The sequence below is a fragment of the Streptomyces sp. NPDC055955 genome (assembly GCF_042270245.1).
In the GTDB taxonomy this organism is placed as follows: domain Bacteria; phylum Actinomycetota; class Actinomycetes; order Streptomycetales; family Streptomycetaceae; genus Streptomyces.
Window position 1 is genome coordinate 20,271 of the sequence record NZ_JBHJYS010000009.1, and the last position, 18,971, is coordinate 39,241.

Here is an 18,971-nt window from a genome sequence, read left to right on the forward strand (position 1 = left end):
TGGAGCGGCGTCCCTTTCATCCCGTAATGTGACCCCTCGTTGTCAGCCAGAAATGGCTGAGTGGCTCGTGGGGAAGGGACTCTGGGACTCGATGGAGCGCACATTCGTCCGTTGTGCCGAGGGGCACGTGTTCAGCACCGCTTCGTTCCCGATGCAGCGTGCCGACCGGCTCGGACCCGGCCGGCTGATCCGATGTCCGCGGTGTGCGCGGCTGAGGAACGCGGTTCCTGTGGAGTTCGAGAAGCGGTAGCCGGCGCACAGTCGAAGGACAGGCGCGCGGGTGCGCCACAGTCGCGGTGAATGGCCGGATTGTGGCGGGCCCGCGCGCTCTGCGTATCCTCGCTACGTGCTTCTCTCAGACAAGGACATCCGGGCCGAGATCGACGCCGGGCGGGTCCGCATCGATCCGTATGACGAATCCATGGTGCAGCCCTCGAGCATCGACGTGCGGCTCGACCGCTACTTCCGGGTGTTCGAGAACCACCGCTACCCCCACATCGACCCCGCGGTGGAGCAGGCCGACCTGACGCGCCTCGTGGAGCCGGAGGGCGACGAGCCCTTCATCCTCCACCCCGGCGAGTTCGTGCTCGCCTCCACGTACGAGGTCATCTCGCTGCCGGACGATCTCGCCTCTCGCCTCGAGGGCAAGAGCTCGCTCGGGCGGCTCGGGCTCGTCACCCACTCCACCGCCGGCTTCATCGACCCCGGGTTCTCCGGGCACGTCACGCTGGAGCTGTCGAACCTCGCGACGCTTCCGATCAAGCTGTGGCCGGGTATGAAGATCGGCCAGCTGTGCATGTTCCGGCTGAGCTCGCCCGCCGAGTTCCCCTACGGCAACGAGCGCTACGGGTCCCGCTACCAGGGCCAGCGCGGTCCCACGGCCTCCCGTTCCTTCCTCAATTTCCATCGAACGCAGGTGTGAGCAGCAGCATGAGTGACGTACGCGAGAACCTTACGTACGAGAAGTTCGGCACCGCCGTGCGCGAGCTGGCGCAGACGATCGCCGACGACGGGTACGAGCCGGACATAGTGCTGTCCATCGCGCGCGGTGGCGTCTTCGTGGCCGGCGGGCTCGCGTACGCCCTCGACTGCAAGAACATCCACCTCGTGAACGTCGAGTTCTACACGGGTGTGGGGACGACGCTCGAGATGCCCGTCATGCTGGCGCCCGTGCCCAACGCGATCGACTTCTCGGACAAGAAGGTGCTCATCACCGATGACGTCGCCGACACCGGGAAGACCCTGAAGCTGGTCCACGACTTCTGCCTCGACACCGTGGCCGAGGTCCGCTCCGCCGTGATCTACGAGAAGTCGCACTCGCTCGTGAAGTGCGAGTACGTGTGGAAGCGCACGGACGACTGGATCAACTTCCCGTGGTCCGTCGAGCCGCCCGTGGTGAGCAGGGCCGGGCAGGTTCTGGACGCCTGAGCAGTTCGTGTACGTGAGTGGGGCCCGGCACTGTGTGCCGGGCCCCACTCACGTACACGGGTGGGCTATGGCGTCGCGGAGCGTGGCTGGGTCGTCGGGATCCGTGAGGTGAAGAACATGGCGAGCAGCGCCGTGAGGGCGAGGATGGCGAGCGCGGCGCGCAGGCCGTCGAGCCGCGCTTCGCGGTTCGCGTCGAGCGCCGCCCGCGAGACCTCCGTGCTCGTGCCGGACGCGTCGAGGGCGGTCGTGAGCTGAGCGTCCGAGAGGAAGGGCGCGCCGCTCTGGAGCTCGACGGAGGTCTGACTCTTGACGTCGGCCGGGATCGCCGGATTCTGCTCGATGCTGGTCAGGAACGAGGCCGTGAGCGCGGCGATGAGGATCGACCCGGCGAGTGCCGTACCGAGCGAGGCGCCCAGGTTGGTGACGGCGTTCTGGACCCCGCCGACTTCCGCGCTCTGCGCCTGTGGCACCGCGGACACGGTCACCGACCCGAGCTGGGACGCCAGCGCGCCCATGCCGAGCCCGATCAGCAGGAGGGGGAGGGTGACGATCTCCGCGCCGGCTCCCGCGTCGAGTGCGGCCATCAGGACCACCGCGCCGGCGAGCAGCGCGAGGATGCCGAGCCGCACCACCCGGCGCGGCGAGACGTCCGGGAAGAAGCGCGGGATCAGGACCGCGGCCGCCAGCAGCGTCAGCGAGAGCGGCAGGAGGCGGGCACCGGTCTCGAGCGCGGACAGGCCCAGGGCGATCGACAAATACAGCGGGACGACGAAGAACACGCCCATCTGCAGGAAGTACTGGAAGAAGAACATCGTCAGGCCACCGGTGAGCTGCTTGTTCTGCAGCAGGGCCGGGTCGATGAGCGGCTCCTTGCGCTGCTTCACCAGACGGGCCTCCCAGCGGAGAAACAGCCAGATCAGCAGCAGACCGGCCAGCGCCAGCCACACGACCAGCGAGATCCCGAGCCACGAGGGTGCGCCGGGTTTGGGCTGGAACCAGCCCCATTCGTCCGAGCGGAGGACTCCGTAGACGAAGATCCCGAGGCCGAGGGCGGAGAGCACGCAGCCGACGAGATCGATGCGGGTGCGTTCGCCGACCGGGGCGTCGGCGATGGGGCGGGCGAGCACCAGGATGCCCAGCACGACCACCACCTCGCCGGCGAACACCCAGCGCCAGGAGAAGTACGTCGTCGCGAGCCCTCCGACGAGCGGACCCACCGCGATCGCCACGGCCGCCGCGGCCGCGACGAGTCCGTATGCGGCGGGACGGCGTTCGGTGGTGAAGTTGCCCGCCACGAGCGCCACGATCGCGGGCAGGATGAGGGCGGCTCCGAGCCCTTCGAGCAACGCCCAGCCGAGCAGCAGTACGGGGAGGTCCGGTGCGAGCGACGTGGTCAGGGAGCCGCAGCCGTAGACGCAGCAGCCGATCATGAACGCGCGTTTGCGTCCGATCAGCGCTCCGACCTTGCCGCCCGGGATCATGAACATCGCCATCACGAGGGTGTACGCCGTGATGGCGCCCTGGATCCCCGTCACGGTCGTGCCCACGTCCTCGGCCACCGTCGCGATCGAGACGTTCATGACCGAGCTGTCGAGAGCCATCAGGAACTGACCTGCCGCGAGGGTCAGCAGGACAAGCCGCCCCGTCGCCGGACTCGCATCGGTGCCTGCCGCAGGTGTCATGGGCGAATCGTGGCAGTTTGCCGGGGGAGGCCGGTGCTTTGACCCGCCACCGGCGGCAATCTCCCGGCGACGGGACGAGGACGACCGCAGCGGGTTTGGCACGATGCGCGTGGGGCCCGGCACTGTGTGTGCCGGGCCCCACGCGCGTTCACCAGGTCTCTAGAACGTGCCCAGCTTGATGATCGACAGAAGCGCGATCAGCTGGATCGCGGAGGCGGCCAGCGCCTTCGGCCACGGCAGGTCGTGCGACCGGCTGACCATGAGCGTCAGCAGGAAACCCGCCAGGGCCCATGTCGCCCAGCCGAGGATCTGCACGAACGGGGCGTCGCCGCCGAGGAACATTGCGAAGAGCAGGCGCGGGGCGTCCGTGATCGCGGTGATCAGCATCGCCAGTCCGACCGTGGGCTGCCACGCTCCGTCACCGCCGAGCTGGCGGGCCAGCGTGTGCGTGACCACGCCCAGGACGAAGAGGCTGACCGTGATCGCGACGCCGGTCGTGAGGACGTACGGAACCGCCGACGAGAGCGTGGCATTGATCACGTCCTCGCGGGCCGAGTCGAAGCCGAAGATCGCGAGCAGCCCGTAGAGGAACGTCACGATGAGGGCGGGGCCCCACATCGCGTGGTCCCGCATCTGGAGGTATGTCTGACCGGGTCGCAGGACGACTCCGGACAGGAGCGGCTTCCAGTGCAGCCGCGGCCCGACGGGCGTGGCCGGGGCCGAACCCGCCCGGTACGTGTCGCCCTGGCTGTACGGGTCCTCGCCCACGGAGAACGCCTGGGTGTGCCCCGGGTTGTTCGCCGCGTACGGGTCGTAGCCCTGGCCCTGCTGACCGTGCCCCTGTGGGCCGTTCGGGTCACCGAAGTACTCCGGCTCCCCGTGGCCTCCGGACTGGGGCCACTGCTGCTGACCGTACGGCTGCTGCGGTTGCTGCCCGCCGTACTGGTGCTGCGGTTGCCCGTTCGGGGGCGCGGGAGGGTAGCCGTACGGGGCCTGCCCCTGGGGGGCCCGCTGTCCGTACGGTCGCGATTGCGGGGCGCGGTTGTCCCGGCCGCGTCCGATCCTGAATCCAGCCACGTCATCGAACGTACCTGGTCCCGGAGAGGGAGGTGCCGGGCCCAGTGGATCGGGCCCGGCTTTGCTGCCGAGCTGTGACATCCCCTAAGGGTGTCGGGAGGGTGTCTACGGGGTGGTCGGGGGCACGGATCCGTACCGCGGGGGATCGACGGTCAGGGCGGCCGCTACGAGGGCGGTCACGGCTGTGGTGGTGCGCAGGCGCACGTCGGGCTCCTCTGGGTGAGACCGGGAGGGGGGTCAGTCGGTGAGTTCGGCCCAGTAGAAGCCGGCGAGTTCCGGGGCCTGGACGAGGAACGAGCCCGTGCCGGTCGGGCCCGACGCCGTGCCGGGCAGAAGGTAGAGACGGTTCACCTCGGGGGCGGATGCGACCAGTTCGGCGCGGCCGTCGCGGTTGAAGTCGCGCAGCTCGACGGAGGCACCGAGCCAGCCCTCCTCGGTGGGCTCGCCCTCGACGCCCGGCGTGGCGTAGTCGTACCAGCGGGAGTTCGTGCCGGTGACGCCGGAGGAGGTGCCGCGCAGGACGGTGGTGCCGCCCGCGCGGAACGGGCCGTCGCCGATCATCTCGCCCTTCACGCCGACGGCCAGGTCCGGGTAGCCGTCGCCGTTGGTGTCCGCGGCCGAGACGTCGCTGCCGAAGGAGTCCGCGGACTCCGGGGAGCCCGCGATGCCGGACGTGGACTGGGTGATCTTCTTGGCGGAGGCGCTGGGGCCGGTGGACGTGCCGGGCAGGATGTAGACCGCGCCCCCGGTGCCGGTGCGCGGGGCGCCGACGGTCAGGTCGCCGTAGCCGTTCTTGTCGTAGTCGGCGATGGTGACCGAGGCCTCCATGAGGGAGGCGGCGGCGGGCAGGCTGACCTTCTTGGTCTTGGTGGGGCCGCTCGACGAACCCTTGTAGAACCAGACGCGGTTGCTGTCGGTGTCCCAGTCGTCGCCGAGGACCGCGAAGTCGGCGGTGCCGTCCTTCGTGACAGTGCCCGCGACGACGCGGTCGGGGGAGATGTTCTCGCCGTCGGTCGGGTCGAGGTTGGTGGCGCTGCCGCGCGAGCCCGATTTGGTGAACGGGCCGCGCAGATACCAGATGTTGTCGTCGTCGACGGCCACGACGTCCTGCTTGCCGTCGGCGTTGAAGTCACCGACGGCGAGGTCCTTGGCGAACCCCTTGTCCGGATACTTGGGGTTCTTGTACGCGCTGCCGCTGGTCAGGCCGGAGGCGGAGCCCCACAGGACGGTGAACGTGCCGTGGTAGCTGCCGTCGTTCTCGCCGGGCGCCGTGGTGATCACGTCGGCGTAGCCGTCGCTGTTGAGGTCGCGGGTGGTGATGTCGGTGCCGAACCCGTCGCCGGCCTCCGCCGAGCCGGGGATGCCGGCGCTGTTCTGGGAGACGGTGGTGTGCCGGGACGCAGGGCCGAGGCCGGTGGCGGAGCCGTACACGACGACGACGGCACCCGCCTTCGAGGCTCCGCCCACCGTGGCACCGCGGTCGCCGACGGCGAGGTCGCGGTAGCCGTCGCCGTTGAAGTCGTCCGCGGACGCCGCGGTGGCGGCCGTCGCCGGGGTCGTGAGGGCCGCGGGGGCGAGCAGGCCGGAGGTCACGGCCGCCGCCAGGGCAAGGGCGCGCTTGCGCATGATGTCGGGCTTTCCTGGGGTCAAGGGAGGCCGGGTCCGTGACGTGGGCGCGGACTCGGCCGGCGGGGGTGGTGCAATGGGCCCGCGCCGAAGAGGCGCGGGCCCAACAGGTCGGCCAGGTGGATCAGTTGGCCGCGTTTCCGCCCAGCTCCGGGTACGCGTCCGTGGAGACGCCCACCGACGTCGCCGAGAGGGAGCGAGATCCCGTCGTGGTGATCTTCGAGCCGTTCGACGGGAGGTAGGTCAGCGCGCCGTTGCCGCTGTTCTCGCCGTACGCGCCGATCGTCAGGTCGGCCTTGCCGTCGCCGGTGACGTCGGTGAGCTTGACCTCGTTGCCGAAGAAGTCCTTCGTCTCGTCCGAGCCGGGGACGCCGGCCGTGGACTGGGCGAAGAACTGGCCGCCGGACTGCGTGTCGATGCCGCTCGCCGAGCCGTAGAGGACCGTCACGGAACCGGTGTCGGTGACGCCGCCCAGGTTCTCGCCGGGGGCGCCGACGACCAGGTCCTGGTAGTTGTCGCCGTTGATGTCGCCGAGGGACAGCTCGCCGCCGAAGCCGTCGCCGCGCTCGGAGCCGCCGGGCACGTTGCCGGTGTCCTGGCTGATGGCGGTGGTGGTGGCGGGGCCGCTCGCCGAGCCGTACGTGATGTTGACCTTGCCGCCGTCGGTCGACTCGGTCGGGTCCGGGGACCCGTCCGTGGGCTCGTCCCACTCCTCGCCGGTGACGATGTCGCCGAACCCGTCGCCGTTCACGTCACCGATGTCGGTGATGACGCCGGGCTTCAGCGTCTGTGCGGACGCCACGACGAGGCCGGACGCGCTGCCGGGGACGTAGTAGTTGGTGTTCCAGCCGTCGCTGGTGTTCGTCTCGAAGCCGTCGACCACGAGGTCGGTGGCGCCGTCGCCGTTCACGTCCCCCGCGGTGAGGGTGAGCGGGCCGGTGCCGCCACCGGACTGGATCGGGGGCTTGAGCGTGTAACGCCCGCCCGCGGTACCGGTCTTGGCGATGCCGCCCTTGTAGACGTAGACCGTGGCGGCCGTGGAGCCGACCGCGAGGTCGTCCTTGCCGTCGCCGTCGAAGTCGCCGGCGGCGAGCGTCTTGCCCCACTGGTCGTGGGAGGACACGGCGGGGTCCGCGATCGTCGTGCCGCCGGTGAGGCCCGACGGGGAGCCCCACATGATCATGACGGTGCCGCCGTCGGTGTCGCCGTCCACGTCCTCGTAGCGCGCGGACGTGGCCAGGTCGTCGTAGCCGTCGGCGTTGAAGTCGCCGTACGCGCTGACCCAGCCGAAGCCGTCATTGGTCTCGGCGGTGCCGGGGACGCCCGTCGTGTTCTGGCTGACGGTCTTGCGGGAGGCGGCGTTCAGGCCGTTCGCGGAGCCGTACAGGGCGACGAACTCGCCGGCGCCCTTCTTGCCGCCGACCGTCGCCCAGCCGGCGGAGAACGCGACGTCCCCGATGTGGTCGCCGTTGAAGTCGGCCTCGTGGTGGTGGACGGAGTCGGCGGCGAGGGCCGAACCCGTGGAGAGGGAGAGCAGCCCGCCCGTCAGCGCGACCGCGGCGGCCGATGCGAGGGCGATACGTATGGGCTTGTGCATGCGGGATTCTCCTGCAGCATGCGGGGATGCCTGGCGGGCATCCGCAGTCAATGGGGTGCGTTCCGCCGGTGTTTGCCGGGAGTTGTCCCAGGCGTGGCCCTGCGGTTGGCGAACAGGAGACTCGTAGTGGGGCGGGAGGGTTGTATGGGGTGCACAGATATTTTCGTCCGCCCGGAATTTCCGTGGTTCCGGGGCCGGTTCAGCGCAGGACCGCCCCGAAGGCACGTCCCGCACCGCTCGTGGCCGCCCCGAAGTCCGCGCCGTTGAAGGACGTGGCGTAGGACGTGGTGACGTACGGGACCGCGCCGCGCAGGACCCAGACGGCGCCCGCGTCGGCCGAGGTGCCGATGTCCTCGCCGTTCGCGCCGATCGCCAGGTCGGAGCGGCTGTTCTTGTTGATGTCCTTGAAGCGCAGGGACGAGCCGAAGTGGTCGCCCGTCTCCGGGACGCCGGGCACCCCGGCCGTGTCCTGGTGGTAGGCGCGGCCCGCGGCGAGCCCGCCGGTGCCGCCCTTGAGGACGGTGACGCCGCCCGTTCCCGTGACCGTGCCGACGCTCTCGCCGGGTGCGCCCACGGCGACGTCCGCGTACCCGTCGTGGTCGAGGTCGCCGGCGCTCACGGCGGCGCCGAAGCGGTCCTCCGGCTCGTCGGCGCCGGGCACGCCCGCGGAGTCCTGCGTGTACGTCTTCGTGGCCCCGAAGGAGCCCTGCCCGCCGTAGCGCACGGTGACCGAGTTCGCGGCGGCGTTGCCGGTGACGAGGTCGGTGTAGCCGTCGCCGTTCACGTCGGCGGCCGCGGCCGCTTCCCGGGTGGCGCGCGGGTCGTCGCCCTCGGCGAGTACGCCCGAGTAGTAGCCGATGTCGCCGACGCCGCCCTTCATGTACACGGTGTAGGGCTTGCCGTCGGCGCGCTCCCCGTAGAGGACGTACGTGTAGCCGTCCTTGGAGAGGAACGTGGCCGCCTCCATGCCCTCCAGGCGGACGCCCTCGGGAAGGAAGTCGACCTCGGGCGCGATGGCGCGGGTCGGGTCCGCGCTCTCCGCGTAGTACCACCAGCCGTCGGAGCTGATCACGGCGAGGTTGGCGGATCCGTCGTCGTCGATGTCGGCGAAGGAGGCGGCCTCACCGAAGCGCTCGGTGTCGGTGGTGGGTGAGTTGAGGACCTTGGCTCCCCGGTTGAACGCCTTGGGGCCGCCCCAGACGATGGTGACGGAGCCCGTGGTGTTGCCGGTGACCCGCTCGCCGGGCGCGCCGACGATCAGGTCCGCGTACCCGTCGGCGTCGACGTCGCCCGAGGTGACGTTCTCGCCGAACTCGTCCTCCGGCTCGGTGACTCCGGGCACTCCGGCCGTGTCCTGGGTGACGGTCACGGAGCGGGACGGGCTCACGCCGCTCGCGGAGCCGAACGTGACCGTGACGGTGTTCGCGCCCGGAGTGCCGACGGCCAGGTCGCGGTAGCCGTCGCCGTTGAAGTCGTCCTTGAGCGTGGTGGCCGCGGTGGCGGTTCCGGCGAGCGGCAGGGTGAGTCCGGCCGCCGCGACGACGGCGGCACCTGCGGCGATGACGAGCTTGCGCATGCGCACGAGAAGCACTCCCGGGAAATGGGGGAAGGGGTTCCGGGGATGTGACGCGCGAGGTGTGGGGATGGTTGTGTCCGGGTGGCCGCTCGGTGAACGGCGGACACGGATACGTGGCGGACGCCAGCCCGCTCTCAGAACTCCGTGGTGGAGAAGGTCACTTGGGGCCTCCCGGCCAGGAGCGGGCCGCCCTCGACGCCGGGGTACACGGCGATCGTGTCCGTGTTCTCGCCGCGGTACGTGCGCACCACGAGGTCGGCGCGCCCGTCGCCGTCGAGGTCGGTCGCTTCGAGGACCTGGGTGGTGCCGCGGGCCCCCGGAGTGACGGTCACGGCCGCCCTGCCGTTCGCGGGAAGGATCTTCGGTGCCTTCGACGCGCCGCCGGACACGACGAGTTCGGCCACGCCGTCCCCGTCGAAGTCACCCGCGGTGATGGCCGTTCCGCCGCCCTTGAGGGTGGGGGCGCCCGGCCCGGAGAGGGTGACCCCAGAGGCCGTGAGCAGTGCGGTGTCCGCGCCGGCGCCCTGGGTGAAACGGCCGACGGCGAGGCCGAGGCCGGACGGCAGCGCGGCGCCGGAACGGGCCGGTCCCTGGGGACCTCCCCGCACGATCCGCGACGGCGACGAGCCGCCGGAGGTACGGCGCACGAGCAGGTCGTCGTACCCGTCGCGGTCGACGTCGAAGGCGGGGCCCACGGGTACGTTGCCGGGCGCGGTCAGCGGTTTCCCGGCCGCGCGCGGGGCGCCCTCGCGGGTGAAGGGGCCGCGCAGGAAGCTCAGCCGCCCGCCGCTCGCGTGCACCGTGAGGTCGAGCGAGCCGTCCCCGTCGAAGTCGCCGCACACCGGCTGGTCGGGCCAGTCGTTGCCGAACCGGGCCTGCGCGGGCACGACGAGTTTCACGCCCCGGTGGGTGAGCCCGCCCGGGCCGCCGAAGAGGATCTGCAGCGGTACCGGCGGCTGCCCCTGCCCGTCGAAGGGCGGATCCGTCGACACGACCAGATCGGTGAAGCCGTCCTTGTCCAGGTCGCAGCTCGCCTCGGAGTCGAACGCGGCGGGCGTCTCGCCCTTCGTGGGCGCCGCGTACTTCGTCGGACGCAGCAACTGCCGGGCCCCGGGCACGAGTCCGTGCCCCTTCTTCCCGTAGACGACCCCGATCCCGGCGTCGTCCCCGAGCCCGTCGTGCACGAGGTCGTCGAGTACGAGGTCGGGGGCGCCGTCGCCGTTGAAGTCGTCCGGCACCTTGCTGCCGCTGCCGCGCGGGACGGGGAGTGCGGCTGACTTTCCGGACACGGCCACGGGGTGGTGCGCGGCGGCGGGCTTGTCGTCGCCGCCGCAGCCGGTGACGGCGGCGACCATGAGCAGGGTGCACCCCGTCGCGGCCCCGCGTATCGCGGCGCTGCGGCCGCCTCGTGTGCCCACCATCGCCTCTGACCCCGCCCGCCTCATGCGCCACTTGACCCGTTCATGATGCCGTCGGGGTGAGGGAGGGGGTAGGGGCGGGTCCTGCCGGTTCGGTCACGGAGCGCGTCCCCTGGCCCCGTGGACGCCCCTCCTGTGTCCTGTGAACGCCCCCCGCGAACGCCGAAGGGGCCGACCGGGTCTCCCCGGCCGGCCCCTTCGCGTACGTCGGTACGGAACTACGGAACCGCTACTTCACCGGCTCCGGCTCCGGCGCGTCCTCGGTCTCGGTGTCACCGGCCGGGTCGACCGGTGTCTTCACGGAGTCGAGGAGGAGCTGGGCGACGTCGACGACGGTGACGGACTCCTTGGCCTGGCCTTCGTTCTTCTTGCCGTTGACGGAGTCGGTCAGCATGACGAGGCAGAACGGGCAGGCGGTGGAGACGATGTCGGGGTTGAGCGACAGCGCCTCGTCGACGCGTTCGTTGTTGATGCGCTTGCCGATCCGCTCCTCCATCCACATCCGCGCGCCGCCGGCGCCGCAGCAGAAGCCGCGTTCCTTGTGGCGGTGCATCTCCTGCTGGCGCAGGCCCGGGACGGCGTCCATGATCTGCCGCGGGGGCGTGTAGATCTTGTTGTGGCGGCCCAGGTAGCACGGGTCGTGGTAGGTGATCAGGCCCTCGACCGGGGTGACGGGGATGAGCTTGCCCTCGTCGATGAGGTGCTGGAGCAGCTGGGTGTGGTGGATGACTTCGTAGTCGCCGCCGAGCTGCGGGTACTCGTTGCCGATGGTGTTGAGGCAGTGCGGGCAGGTCGCGACGATCTTCTTCGCGGACTTCGGCTTGGCGGACTCGGCGACGACCTTGCCGTCGTCGTCGAGTTCCTCGCCGAACGCCATGTTCAGTGCCATGACGTTCTCCTGGCCGAGCTGCTGGAACAGCGGCTCGTTGCCCAGGCGGCGCGCGGAGTCACCGGTGCACTTCTCGTCGCCGCCCATGATCGCGAACGTGACGCCCGCCATGTGCAGCAGCTCCGCGAAGGCCTTGGTGGTCTTCTTCGCGCGGTCCTCCAGCGAGCCGGCGCAGCCGACCCAGTACAGGTATTCGACCTCGGTGAGGTCCTCGATGTCCTTGCCGACGACCGGGACCTCGAAGTCGAGTTCCTTGAGCCATTCCAGGCGCTGCTTCTTGGCCAGGCCCCAGGGGTTGCCCTTCTTCTCCAGGTTCTTGAGCATCGTGCCCGCCTCGGACGGGAACGCGGACTCGATCATCACCTGGTAGCGGCGCATGTCGACGATGTGGTCGATGTGCTCGATGTCGACCGGGCACTGCTCGACGCAGGCGCCGCAAGTGGTGCAGGACCACAGGACGTCCGGGTCGATGACGCCGTTCTCCTCGAGGGTGCCGATCAGCGGCCGCTCGGCCTCCGCCAGAGCGGCGGCCGGAACGTCCTTCAGCTGCTCCTCGGTCGCCTTCTCCTCGCCCTCCATCGACTTGCCGCCACCGGCGAGCAGGTAGGGGGCCTTGGCGTGCGCGTGGTCGCGCAGCGACATGATCAGCAGCTTCGGCGACAGCGGCTTGCCGGTGTTCCACGCCGGGCACTGCGACTGGCAGCGCCCGCACTCGGTGCAGGTGGAGAAGTCCAGCAGGCCCTTCCAGGAGAACTGCTCGACCTGGCTGACACCGAAGACGTCGTCCTCGCCCGGGTCCTCGAAGTCGATCTCCTTGCCGCCGCTGGTCATCGGCTGCAGCGCGCCCAGCGCCGTACCGCCGTCCGCCTCACGCTTGAACCAGATGTTCGGGAACGCGAGGAAACGGTGCCACGCGACACCCATGTCGGTCTTCAGGGCGACCGTGATCATCCAGATGAAGGAGGTCGCGATCTTCAGCCCGGCGAAGAAGTACGTGAGGTTCTGCAGCGTGGAGACGTCCATGCCGCGGAACCAGGAGACGACCGGGTACGAGACGAAGAACGAGGCCTCGTAGGAGTCCACGTGGTGCTGAGCGCCCTCCAGGGCGTGCAGCGTGAAGATGCAGATGCCGACGATGAGGATGACGGCCTCGACGAAGTACGCCTGGCCGGTGTTGGACCCGGCGAAGCGGGACTTGCGGCCCGGCCGGTCCGGCCGGTTCAGCTGCCGGATGGCGATCAGCGTCAGGATCCCGAGGGCCGTCATCGTGCCGAGGAACTCGACGAAGACGTTGTACGGGGCCCACTCACCGATGATCGGGAGCAGCCAGTCGGCCTGGAAGAGCTGGCCGATGGCGTTCACGATGGTCAGCAGCAGCGAGAAGAAGCCCACCGCCACGAACCAGTGCGCCACACCGACGATGCCCCAGCGGTTCATCCGGGTGTGGCCGAGGAACTCCTTGGCCACCGTCACGGTGCGCTGTACGGGTTCGTCGGTGCGGGTGCCGGCGGGGACGTTCTGGCCGAGCCGCATGAAGCGGTAGATCTGCGCGATGGCTCGGACGAACAGTGCGACGCCGACCACGATCAGGACCAGCGACACGATGATCGCGGCGAGTTGCATTCGGGGGCTCCTCGGGCCTGCGAGGGTGGATATCCAGCGATTACTAAGCGGTAACTTATTTCAGTCCATGCTGAGAGTACCCACTTGTGCGGCCGCACTGTAGCCAGCCGGGCGGTGATCTGCGTCGCTGAGGCCACCCTCGGTCGACAGTGAAAGCAGATCGTGTTATTCGCTCCATATTGCGACATAAGCGACTAGCTTATGAAGGTCTCCGGCCGGGCGTGGCCCTCCGGTGTCACCCCGATACCGCAAACCGAGCTGACGGGACGTCCGCCGTGTCCTACGGGATCGCCGCCGCCGCGACCGCCCTGCTGGCGGCCTCCGCCCTCACCGCCCTGCTGCGTGCCGTCGCCCTGCGCACCGGATTCACCGTCCGGCGGATCGGCCGCACGGGACGGCGAACGCCGCGCCTGGGAGGTGCCGCCGTCGCCACGGTGACGGCCGCCGTCACCGCCGTCGGGGCCTCGACCGGACTCGCCCCGCTCGGCTCCGGCGCGCTCACGCTGCTGATCGCGGCCGGGGTCGTCGCCGCGCTCGGATTCCTCGACGATGTGCGCCCGGTGGGGGCGCGGGCCCGCGTCGTCGTCGAGGCGGGGGCGGCCACCTTCGTCGTGAACGGCGCTCAACTCGGCTTTCTCGTCGGCGCGCTGGCCGTCCTGTGGATCGTCTTCGTCACCAACGCCTGCCGGCTCATCGACACCTCGGACGGGGTGTTCGGCACCGTCGCCGTCGTGACCGCGCTCGGCCTGAGCGCCTGCGCCGCCGCCGGAGGGCTCGGCACGCTCGCCGCGCTCCTCGGGGTGCTCGCGGCGGCGCTCACCGGGTTCCTCATGCACAACTGGTACCCCGCGCGGATGCACCTCGGGGGCTGCGGGTCCCTGTTCACGGGCTTTCTCCTGGCGTCCGCGGCGGTCCTGGTGAACGCGGGTCACGAGGCGCTGCCCGGCGCGGGCTCGCTGTTCGCCGTGACGGCCGTGGTGACCGCGGACGCGGTCCTGGTGGCGGTGTCGCGGCGGCGTGCGGGGCGGCCTCTGCTCCAGAGCGGCGCGGACCACATCGTCCACCGGCTCCGCCGGCTCGGCCTCACCCCGACGGGCGTGGCGGTGGTACTCGGTGTCGCGTCGCTGGCCGGTGCGGTCACCGCGCTCCTGCTGCACGACGGGACGCTGGGTCCGCTGGCCGCGCTCTGGCCGGTCGGCGCGGCGGCCGGGTCGGTCGCCGGGCTGCTGCGGGTGCCGGTCTACGGGGCGCGGCGGCGCGGTCACCGGCCCGTACGGACCGCTGTGGTGGACGTCGCAGGTTAGTGGCGAAGGTCCCGGCATGGTCGGTGACCTGCACAGATGCTTCGGCTGCCCATAAGTGCCGTATAAAAGTTGAGTCGGCTCGACTCAGCTCTGTTGACCGAACAGGCGTCGTCATGCATCCTTGAGCCAGATCCACTCAAGTAGTCATGCTGGAGGAATTGAAATGGCACGTGCGGTCGGCATCGACCTGGGCACGACTAACTCCGTCGTCAGCGTTCTCGAAGGCGGCGAGCCCACCGTCATCACCAACGCCGAGGGCGCCAGGACCACGCCGTCCGTCGTCGCCTTCGCCAAGAACGGTGAGGTGCTCGTCGGAGAGGTCGCGAAGCGCCAGGCGGTCACCAACGTCGACAGGACGATCCGTTCGGTCAAGCGCCACATGGGCACTGACTGGAAGATCGAGATCGACGGCAAGAGCTTCAACCCGCAGCAGATGAGCGCCTTCATCCTGCAGAAGCTCAAGCGCGACGCCGAGGCGTACCTGGGCGAGAAGGTCGCGGACGCGGTCATCACCGTCCCGGCGTACTTCAACGACTCCGAGCGCCAGGCGACGAAGGAGGCCGGCGAGATCGCCGGTCTGAACGTCCTGCGCATTGTCAACGAGCCGACGGCCGCCGCCCTGGCCTACGGTCTCGACAAGGACGACCAGACCATTCTCGTCTTCGACCTCGGTGGCGGCACCTTCGACGTGTCGCTCCTCGAGATCGGCGACGGCGTCGTCGAGGTGAAGGCCACGAACGGCGACAACCACCTCGGTGGTGACGACTGGGACCAGCGCGTCGTCGACTACCTGGTCAAGCAGTTCAACAACGGCCACGGCGTGGACCTCTCCAAGGACAAGATGGCGCTCCAGCGCCTGCGCGAGGCCGCCGAGAAGGCGAAGATCGAGCTCTCGTCCTCGACCGAGACCACGATCAACCTGCCCTACATCACGGCGTCCGCCGAGGGCCCGCTGCACCTGGACGAGAAGCTCACGCGCGCCCAGTTCCAGCAGCTCACGTCCGACCTCCTGGAGCGCTGCAAGACGCCGTTCCACAACGTCATCAAGGACGCGGGCATCCAGCTCTCCGAGATCGATCACGTCGTTCTCGTCGGTGGCTCGACCCGTATGCCCGCCGTCGCCGAGCTCGTCAAGGAGCTGACCGGCGGTCAGGACGCCAACAAGGGCGTGAACCCGGACGAGGTCGTCGCCATCGGCGCCGCCCTGCAGGCCGGTGTCCTCAAGGGCGAGGTCAAGGACGTCCTGCTCCTCGACGTGACCCCGCTGTCCCTCGGCATCGAGACCAAGGGAGGGATCATGACGAAGCTCATCGAGCGCAACACCACGATCCCGACCAAGCGTTCCGAGATCTTCACGACGGCCGAGGACAACCAGCCGTCCGTGCAGATCCAGGTCTACCAGGGCGAGCGCGAGATCGCGGCGTACAACAAGAAGCTCGGGATGTTCGAGCTCACCGGTCTGCCGCCGGCCCCGCGTGGTGTCCCGCAGATCGAGGTCGCCTTCGACATCGACGCCAACGGCATCATGCACGTGACCGCGAAGGACCTGGGCACGGGCAAGGAGCAGAAGATGACCGTCACCGGCGGCTCCTCGCTGCCGAAGGACGAGGTCGACCGGATGCGCCAGGAGGCCGAGCAGTACGCGGACGAGGACCACCGTCGCCGCGAGGCCGCCGAGACCCGTAACCAGGGCGAGCAGCTCGTCTACCAGACGGAGAAGTTCCTCAAGGACAACGAGGACAAGGTCCCCGGCGAGGTCAAGACCGAGGTCGAGGAGTCGCTCACCGAGCTGAAGGAGAAGCTCAAGGGCGAGGACACGGCCGAGATCCGCACCGCCACCGAGAAGGTCGCCGCCGTCTCGCAGAAGCTGGGCCAGGCCATGTACGCCGACGCCCAGGGCGCGCAGGCCGCGGGCGGTCCCGAGGCCGGAGCCCCGGGCGACGGACAGAAGGCTGCTGACGACGACGTCGTCGACGCCGAGATCGTCGACGAGGACCGCAAGGACGGTGCCGCGTGACGGAGGAGACCCCGGGCTTCAGCGAGAGCGACGAGCCTGACGTCCCCTCCGGCGCCACCCCCGACGACGCCGAGCCGAAGGCCGCTCCCTCGCCCGACAAGGGCGAGGGGGCGGCCCCGGCCGGGGACGCAGCAGCATCGGCAGGAGCCGCTTCGGCGGTTCAGAACGTAGGCCTGACGGCCCAGCTGGACCAGGTACGCATGGCGCTCGGTGAGCGCACCGCGGACCTCCAGCGGCTCCAGGCCGAGTACCAGAACTACCGTCGCCGGGTGGAGCGGGACCGGGTCACGGTCAAGGAGATCGCGGTCGCGGGCCTCCTGACCGAGCTCCTGCCCGTACTCGACGACATCGGCCGTGCCCGTGAGCACGGAGAGCTGGTCGGCGGCTTCAAGTCGGTCGCCGAGTCGCTCGAGACGGTCGCCGCCAAGATGGGGCTCCAGCAGTTCGGCAAGGAGGGCGAGCCCTTCGACCCGACGATCCACGAGGCCCTGATGCACTCGTACGCGCCGGACGTCACCGAGACGACCTGCGTCGCGATCCTGCAGCCGGGCTACCGGATCGGCGAGCGCACCATCCGCCCCGCGCGGGTGGCGGTGGCCGAGCCGCAGCCCGGGGCCCAGCCGGCCAAGGGCGAGTCCTCCAAGGGCGGGGAATCGGCTGCCGCCGACGACAAGGAGAGCGGTGGCCCGGACGAGGGCTGACGTCAGTGAACAGCGAGAGGAGGGACGTCGAGGATGAGCACGAAGGACTTCATCGAGAAGGACTACTACAAGGTCCTCGGCGTCCCCAAGGACGCCACCGACGCCGAGATCAAGAAGGCGTACCGCAAGCTCGCCCGTGAGAACCACCCCGACGCCAACAAGGGCAACCTCAAGGCGGAGGAGCGCTTCAAGGAGATCTCCGAGGCGAACGACGTCCTCGGCGACCCCAAGAAGCGCAAGGAGTACGACGAGGCGCGCGCCCTGTTCGGCAACGGCGGATTCCGTCCGGGGCCGGGCGGGCCGGGCGGCGGCACCTTCAACTTCGACCTGGGCGACCTCTTCGGAGGCGGCCCCCAGGGCGGTACGGCAGGGGGTGCCGGCGGGTTCGGCGGCGGACTCGGGGACGTCTTCGGCGGCCTGTTCAACCGGGGCGGCGCGGGCACCGGCACGCGCACGCAGCCGCGCCGCGGCCAGGACATCGAGTCCGAGGTCACCCTCAGTTTCACCGAGGCGGTCGACGGGGCGACGGTGCCGCTGCGCATGTCGTCGCAGGCGCCCTGCAAGGCCTGCTCCGGCACCGGCGACAAGAACGGCACACCGCGCGTGTGCCCGACCTGCGTCGGCACGGGCCAGGTCTCGCGCGGCGGTGGTGGCGGGTTCTCGCTGACCGACCCGTGCGTGGACTGCAAGGGCCGCGGCCTGATCGCGGAGACACCCTGTGAGGTCTGCAAGGGTTCGGGCCGTGCGAAGTCCTCCCGGACGATGCAGGTCCGCATCCCGGCCGGCGTCTCGGACAACCAGCGCATCCGGCTTCGCGGCAAGGGTGCGCCGGGCGAACGCGGCGGTCCCGCGGGCGACCTGTACGTGGTCGTGCACGTGGACTCCCATCCGGTCTTCGGCCGCAAGGGCGACAACCTCACGGTCACGGTGCCGGTCAGCTATCCGGAGGCCGCGCTCGGGGGCGAGGTCAAGGTCCCCACGCTCGGCGGGCCCCCGGTCACGCTCAAGCTGCCCCCGGGCACGCCGAACGGGCGGACGATGCGGGCCCGTGGCAAGGGCGCTGTCCGTAAGGACGGCACCCGTGGCGATCTGCTCGTCACGGTGGAGGTCTCGGTCCCCACGGATCTGACCGACGCTGCGAAGGACGCCCTCGAGGCGTACCGAAAGGCGACTGCGGACAGCGATCCGCGGGCAGAACTGTTCCAGGCCGCGAAGGGAGCATGAGCGTATGGACGGCCGTCGACGACAGAGTTCCTTTGTTGGCAGGGCCTATGAGCTGACCGACGAGACTCCGGTCTATGTCATCTCGGTGGCCGCCCAGCTCAGCGGGCTGCATCCGCAGACCCTGCGCCAGTACGACCGTCTAGGCCTGGTCTCCCCGGACCGCACGGCCGGGCGCGGCCGGCGCTATTCGGCCCGCGACATCGAACTGCTCCGTCAGGTGCAGCAGCTGTCGCAGGACGAGGGCATCAACCTCGCGGGCATCAAGCGCATCATCGAACTGGAGAACCAGGTCGCGGCGCTTCAGCAGCGGGTCGCGGAACTCTCGACGGCCGTCGAGGGCGCTGCGGCGGCGATGCAGCAGCGCGAGGCGGCCGTCCACGCCTCCTACCGGCGGGACCTGGTCCCGTACCAGGAGGTCCAGCAGACGAGCGCGCTGGTCGTGTGGCGGCCCAAGCGGTCGTCCGAGTAGCCCGGGCGAGCGGGCGTGAAGCCGGTGTGAAAGGGGCCGGGAGGTGAGAACCTCCCGGCCCCTTTCGTGTCGCCTTCACAGCCGCCTTCACGCACGTCTTCGGGTGCGCACGGGCTGGTCAGAGCTGGTGAAGACGGCAAGGAGGTCATGTGTTCGAACAGTGAGTTTGCTCACCGGATGGACCGGTGCGGGAGGGGTGAGGGGGCCGTGACTGGTGCGGCTACTGGGGTTACCTCGAGTACGGGCGACTTCACCTCCGGAACGCACGGGCCTGATCACGAGTCGTTACGGATTCACCTCTTGACGCTGCGATTCAGGCCGAGTTGGCTTCCAGCCACCT

At 70.0% G+C, this 18,971-nt stretch carries 14 protein-coding genes; 7 read left to right on the top strand and 7 right to left on the bottom strand.

The window, feature by feature from the left end:
* Positions 1 to 346: 346 nt before the first annotated feature.
* Together dcd and ACFC96_RS19440 are read left to right on the top strand one after the other, a co-directional pair.
* Complete coding sequence (gene dcd, locus ACFC96_RS19435) at positions 347 to 922, top strand: dCTP deaminase (protein ID WP_100596440.1); 576 nt, start codon at positions 347 to 349, stop codon at positions 920 to 922.
* 8 nt (positions 923 to 930) lie between these two features.
* The gene (locus ACFC96_RS19440) at positions 931 to 1,428 is read left to right on the top strand and encodes a phosphoribosyltransferase (RefSeq protein WP_227296323.1); all 498 of its coding nucleotides are present in this window, start codon (positions 931 to 933) and stop codon (positions 1,426 to 1,428) included.
* Positions 1,429 to 1,493: 65 nt separating this feature from the next.
* On the opposite strand, the gene ACFC96_RS19445 is transcribed toward ACFC96_RS19440, so the two are convergent.
* The 7 genes from ACFC96_RS19445 to ACFC96_RS19475 all read right to left on the bottom strand — a co-directional run bounded on the left by ACFC96_RS19445 (position 1,494) and on the right by ACFC96_RS19475 (position 12,916).
* Entirely contained in the window at positions 1,494 to 3,110 is a 1,617-nt protein-coding gene (locus tag ACFC96_RS19445; RefSeq protein ID WP_376613304.1) for an MFS transporter, read from the bottom strand.
* A gap of 159 nt (positions 3,111 to 3,269) precedes the next feature.
* Positions 3,270 to 4,268 (bottom strand): Yip1 family protein, encoded by a 999-nt coding sequence (locus ACFC96_RS19450; protein ID WP_376255609.1) that lies wholly within the window; start codon positions 4,266 to 4,268, stop codon positions 3,270 to 3,272.
* 156 nt (positions 4,269 to 4,424) lie between these two features.
* Complete coding sequence (locus ACFC96_RS19455) at positions 4,425 to 5,813, bottom strand: FG-GAP-like repeat-containing protein (RefSeq protein ID WP_376613305.1); 1,389 nt, start codon at positions 5,811 to 5,813, stop codon at positions 4,425 to 4,427.
* Between the two features lie 124 nt (positions 5,814 to 5,937).
* Entirely contained in the window at positions 5,938 to 7,410 is a 1,473-nt protein-coding gene (locus ACFC96_RS19460; RefSeq protein ID WP_376613307.1) for an FG-GAP and VCBS repeat-containing protein, read from the bottom strand.
* A 199-nt stretch (positions 7,411 to 7,609) separates the two neighbouring features.
* The gene (locus tag ACFC96_RS19465; RefSeq protein ID WP_376613530.1) at positions 7,610 to 8,986 is read right to left on the bottom strand and encodes an FG-GAP-like repeat-containing protein; all 1,377 of its coding nucleotides are present in this window, start codon (positions 8,984 to 8,986) and stop codon (positions 7,610 to 7,612) included.
* Between the two features lie 134 nt (positions 8,987 to 9,120).
* Entirely contained in the window at positions 9,121 to 10,407 is a 1,287-nt protein-coding gene (locus ACFC96_RS19470) for an FG-GAP repeat domain-containing protein (RefSeq protein WP_376613309.1), read from the bottom strand.
* Between the two features lie 226 nt (positions 10,408 to 10,633).
* The gene (locus tag ACFC96_RS19475) at positions 10,634 to 12,916 is read right to left on the bottom strand and encodes a (Fe-S)-binding protein (protein ID WP_376613310.1); all 2,283 of its coding nucleotides are present in this window, start codon (positions 12,914 to 12,916) and stop codon (positions 10,634 to 10,636) included.
* A 275-nt stretch (positions 12,917 to 13,191) separates the two neighbouring features.
* Between ACFC96_RS19475 and ACFC96_RS19480 the strand changes: the two genes are divergently transcribed.
* The 5 genes from ACFC96_RS19480 to ACFC96_RS19500 all read left to right on the top strand — a co-directional run bounded on the left by ACFC96_RS19480 (position 13,192) and on the right by ACFC96_RS19500 (position 18,631).
* Positions 13,192 to 14,220 (top strand): MraY family glycosyltransferase, encoded by a 1,029-nt coding sequence (locus ACFC96_RS19480; RefSeq protein ID WP_376255617.1) that lies wholly within the window; start codon positions 13,192 to 13,194, stop codon positions 14,218 to 14,220.
* 163 nt (positions 14,221 to 14,383) lie between these two features.
* A complete protein-coding gene (gene dnaK, locus ACFC96_RS19485) occupies positions 14,384 to 16,237 on the top strand; it encodes a molecular chaperone DnaK (protein WP_116511850.1) in 1,854 nt (617 codons plus the stop codon).
* Positions 16,234 to 16,938 (top strand): nucleotide exchange factor GrpE, encoded by a 705-nt coding sequence (gene grpE, locus ACFC96_RS19490; RefSeq protein ID WP_376613312.1) that lies wholly within the window; start codon positions 16,234 to 16,236, stop codon positions 16,936 to 16,938. The genes dnaK and grpE overlap by 4 nt, the downstream gene beginning before the upstream one ends.
* A gap of 33 nt (positions 16,939 to 16,971) precedes the next feature.
* Complete coding sequence (gene dnaJ, locus ACFC96_RS19495; protein ID WP_376255621.1) at positions 16,972 to 18,162, top strand: molecular chaperone DnaJ; 1,191 nt, start codon at positions 16,972 to 16,974, stop codon at positions 18,160 to 18,162.
* Between the two features lie 4 nt (positions 18,163 to 18,166).
* Positions 18,167 to 18,631, top strand: coding sequence for a heat shock protein transcriptional repressor HspR (locus ACFC96_RS19500; RefSeq protein ID WP_116511846.1), 465 nt, complete (start codon positions 18,167 to 18,169; stop codon positions 18,629 to 18,631).
* Positions 18,632 to 18,971 lie beyond the last annotated feature (340 nt).

Bases quoted from the DNA above. Each gene is read 5' to 3' on its own strand.
- ACFC96_RS19440 (WP_227296323.1), top strand. From the start codon at position 931: ATGAGTGACGTACGCGAGAACCTTACGTACGAGAAGTTCGGCACCGCC.
- ACFC96_RS19445 (WP_376613304.1), bottom strand. From the start codon at position 3,110: ATGACACCTGCGGCAGGCACCGATGCGAGTCCGGCGACGGGGCGGCTT.
- ACFC96_RS19450 (WP_376255609.1), bottom strand. From the start codon at position 4,268: ATGTCACAGCTCGGCAGCAAAGCCGGGCCCGATCCACTGGGCCCGGCA.
- ACFC96_RS19455 (WP_376613305.1), bottom strand. From the start codon at position 5,813: ATGCGCAAGCGCGCCCTTGCCCTGGCGGCGGCCGTGACCTCCGGCCTG.
- ACFC96_RS19460 (WP_376613307.1), bottom strand. From the start codon at position 7,410: ATGCACAAGCCCATACGTATCGCCCTCGCATCGGCCGCCGCGGTCGCG.
- ACFC96_RS19465 (WP_376613530.1), bottom strand. From the start codon at position 8,986: ATGCGCAAGCTCGTCATCGCCGCAGGTGCCGCCGTCGTCGCGGCGGCC.
- ACFC96_RS19470 (WP_376613309.1), bottom strand. From the start codon at position 10,407: ATGGTGGGCACACGAGGCGGCCGCAGCGCCGCGATACGCGGGGCCGCG.
- ACFC96_RS19475 (WP_376613310.1), bottom strand. From the start codon at position 12,916: ATGCAACTCGCCGCGATCATCGTGTCGCTGGTCCTGATCGTGGTCGGC.
- dnaK (WP_116511850.1), top strand. From the start codon at position 14,384: ATGGCACGTGCGGTCGGCATCGACCTGGGCACGACTAACTCCGTCGTC.
- dnaJ (WP_376255621.1), top strand. From the start codon at position 16,972: ATGAGCACGAAGGACTTCATCGAGAAGGACTACTACAAGGTCCTCGGC.
- ACFC96_RS19500 (WP_116511846.1), top strand. From the start codon at position 18,167: ATGGACGGCCGTCGACGACAGAGTTCCTTTGTTGGCAGGGCCTATGAG.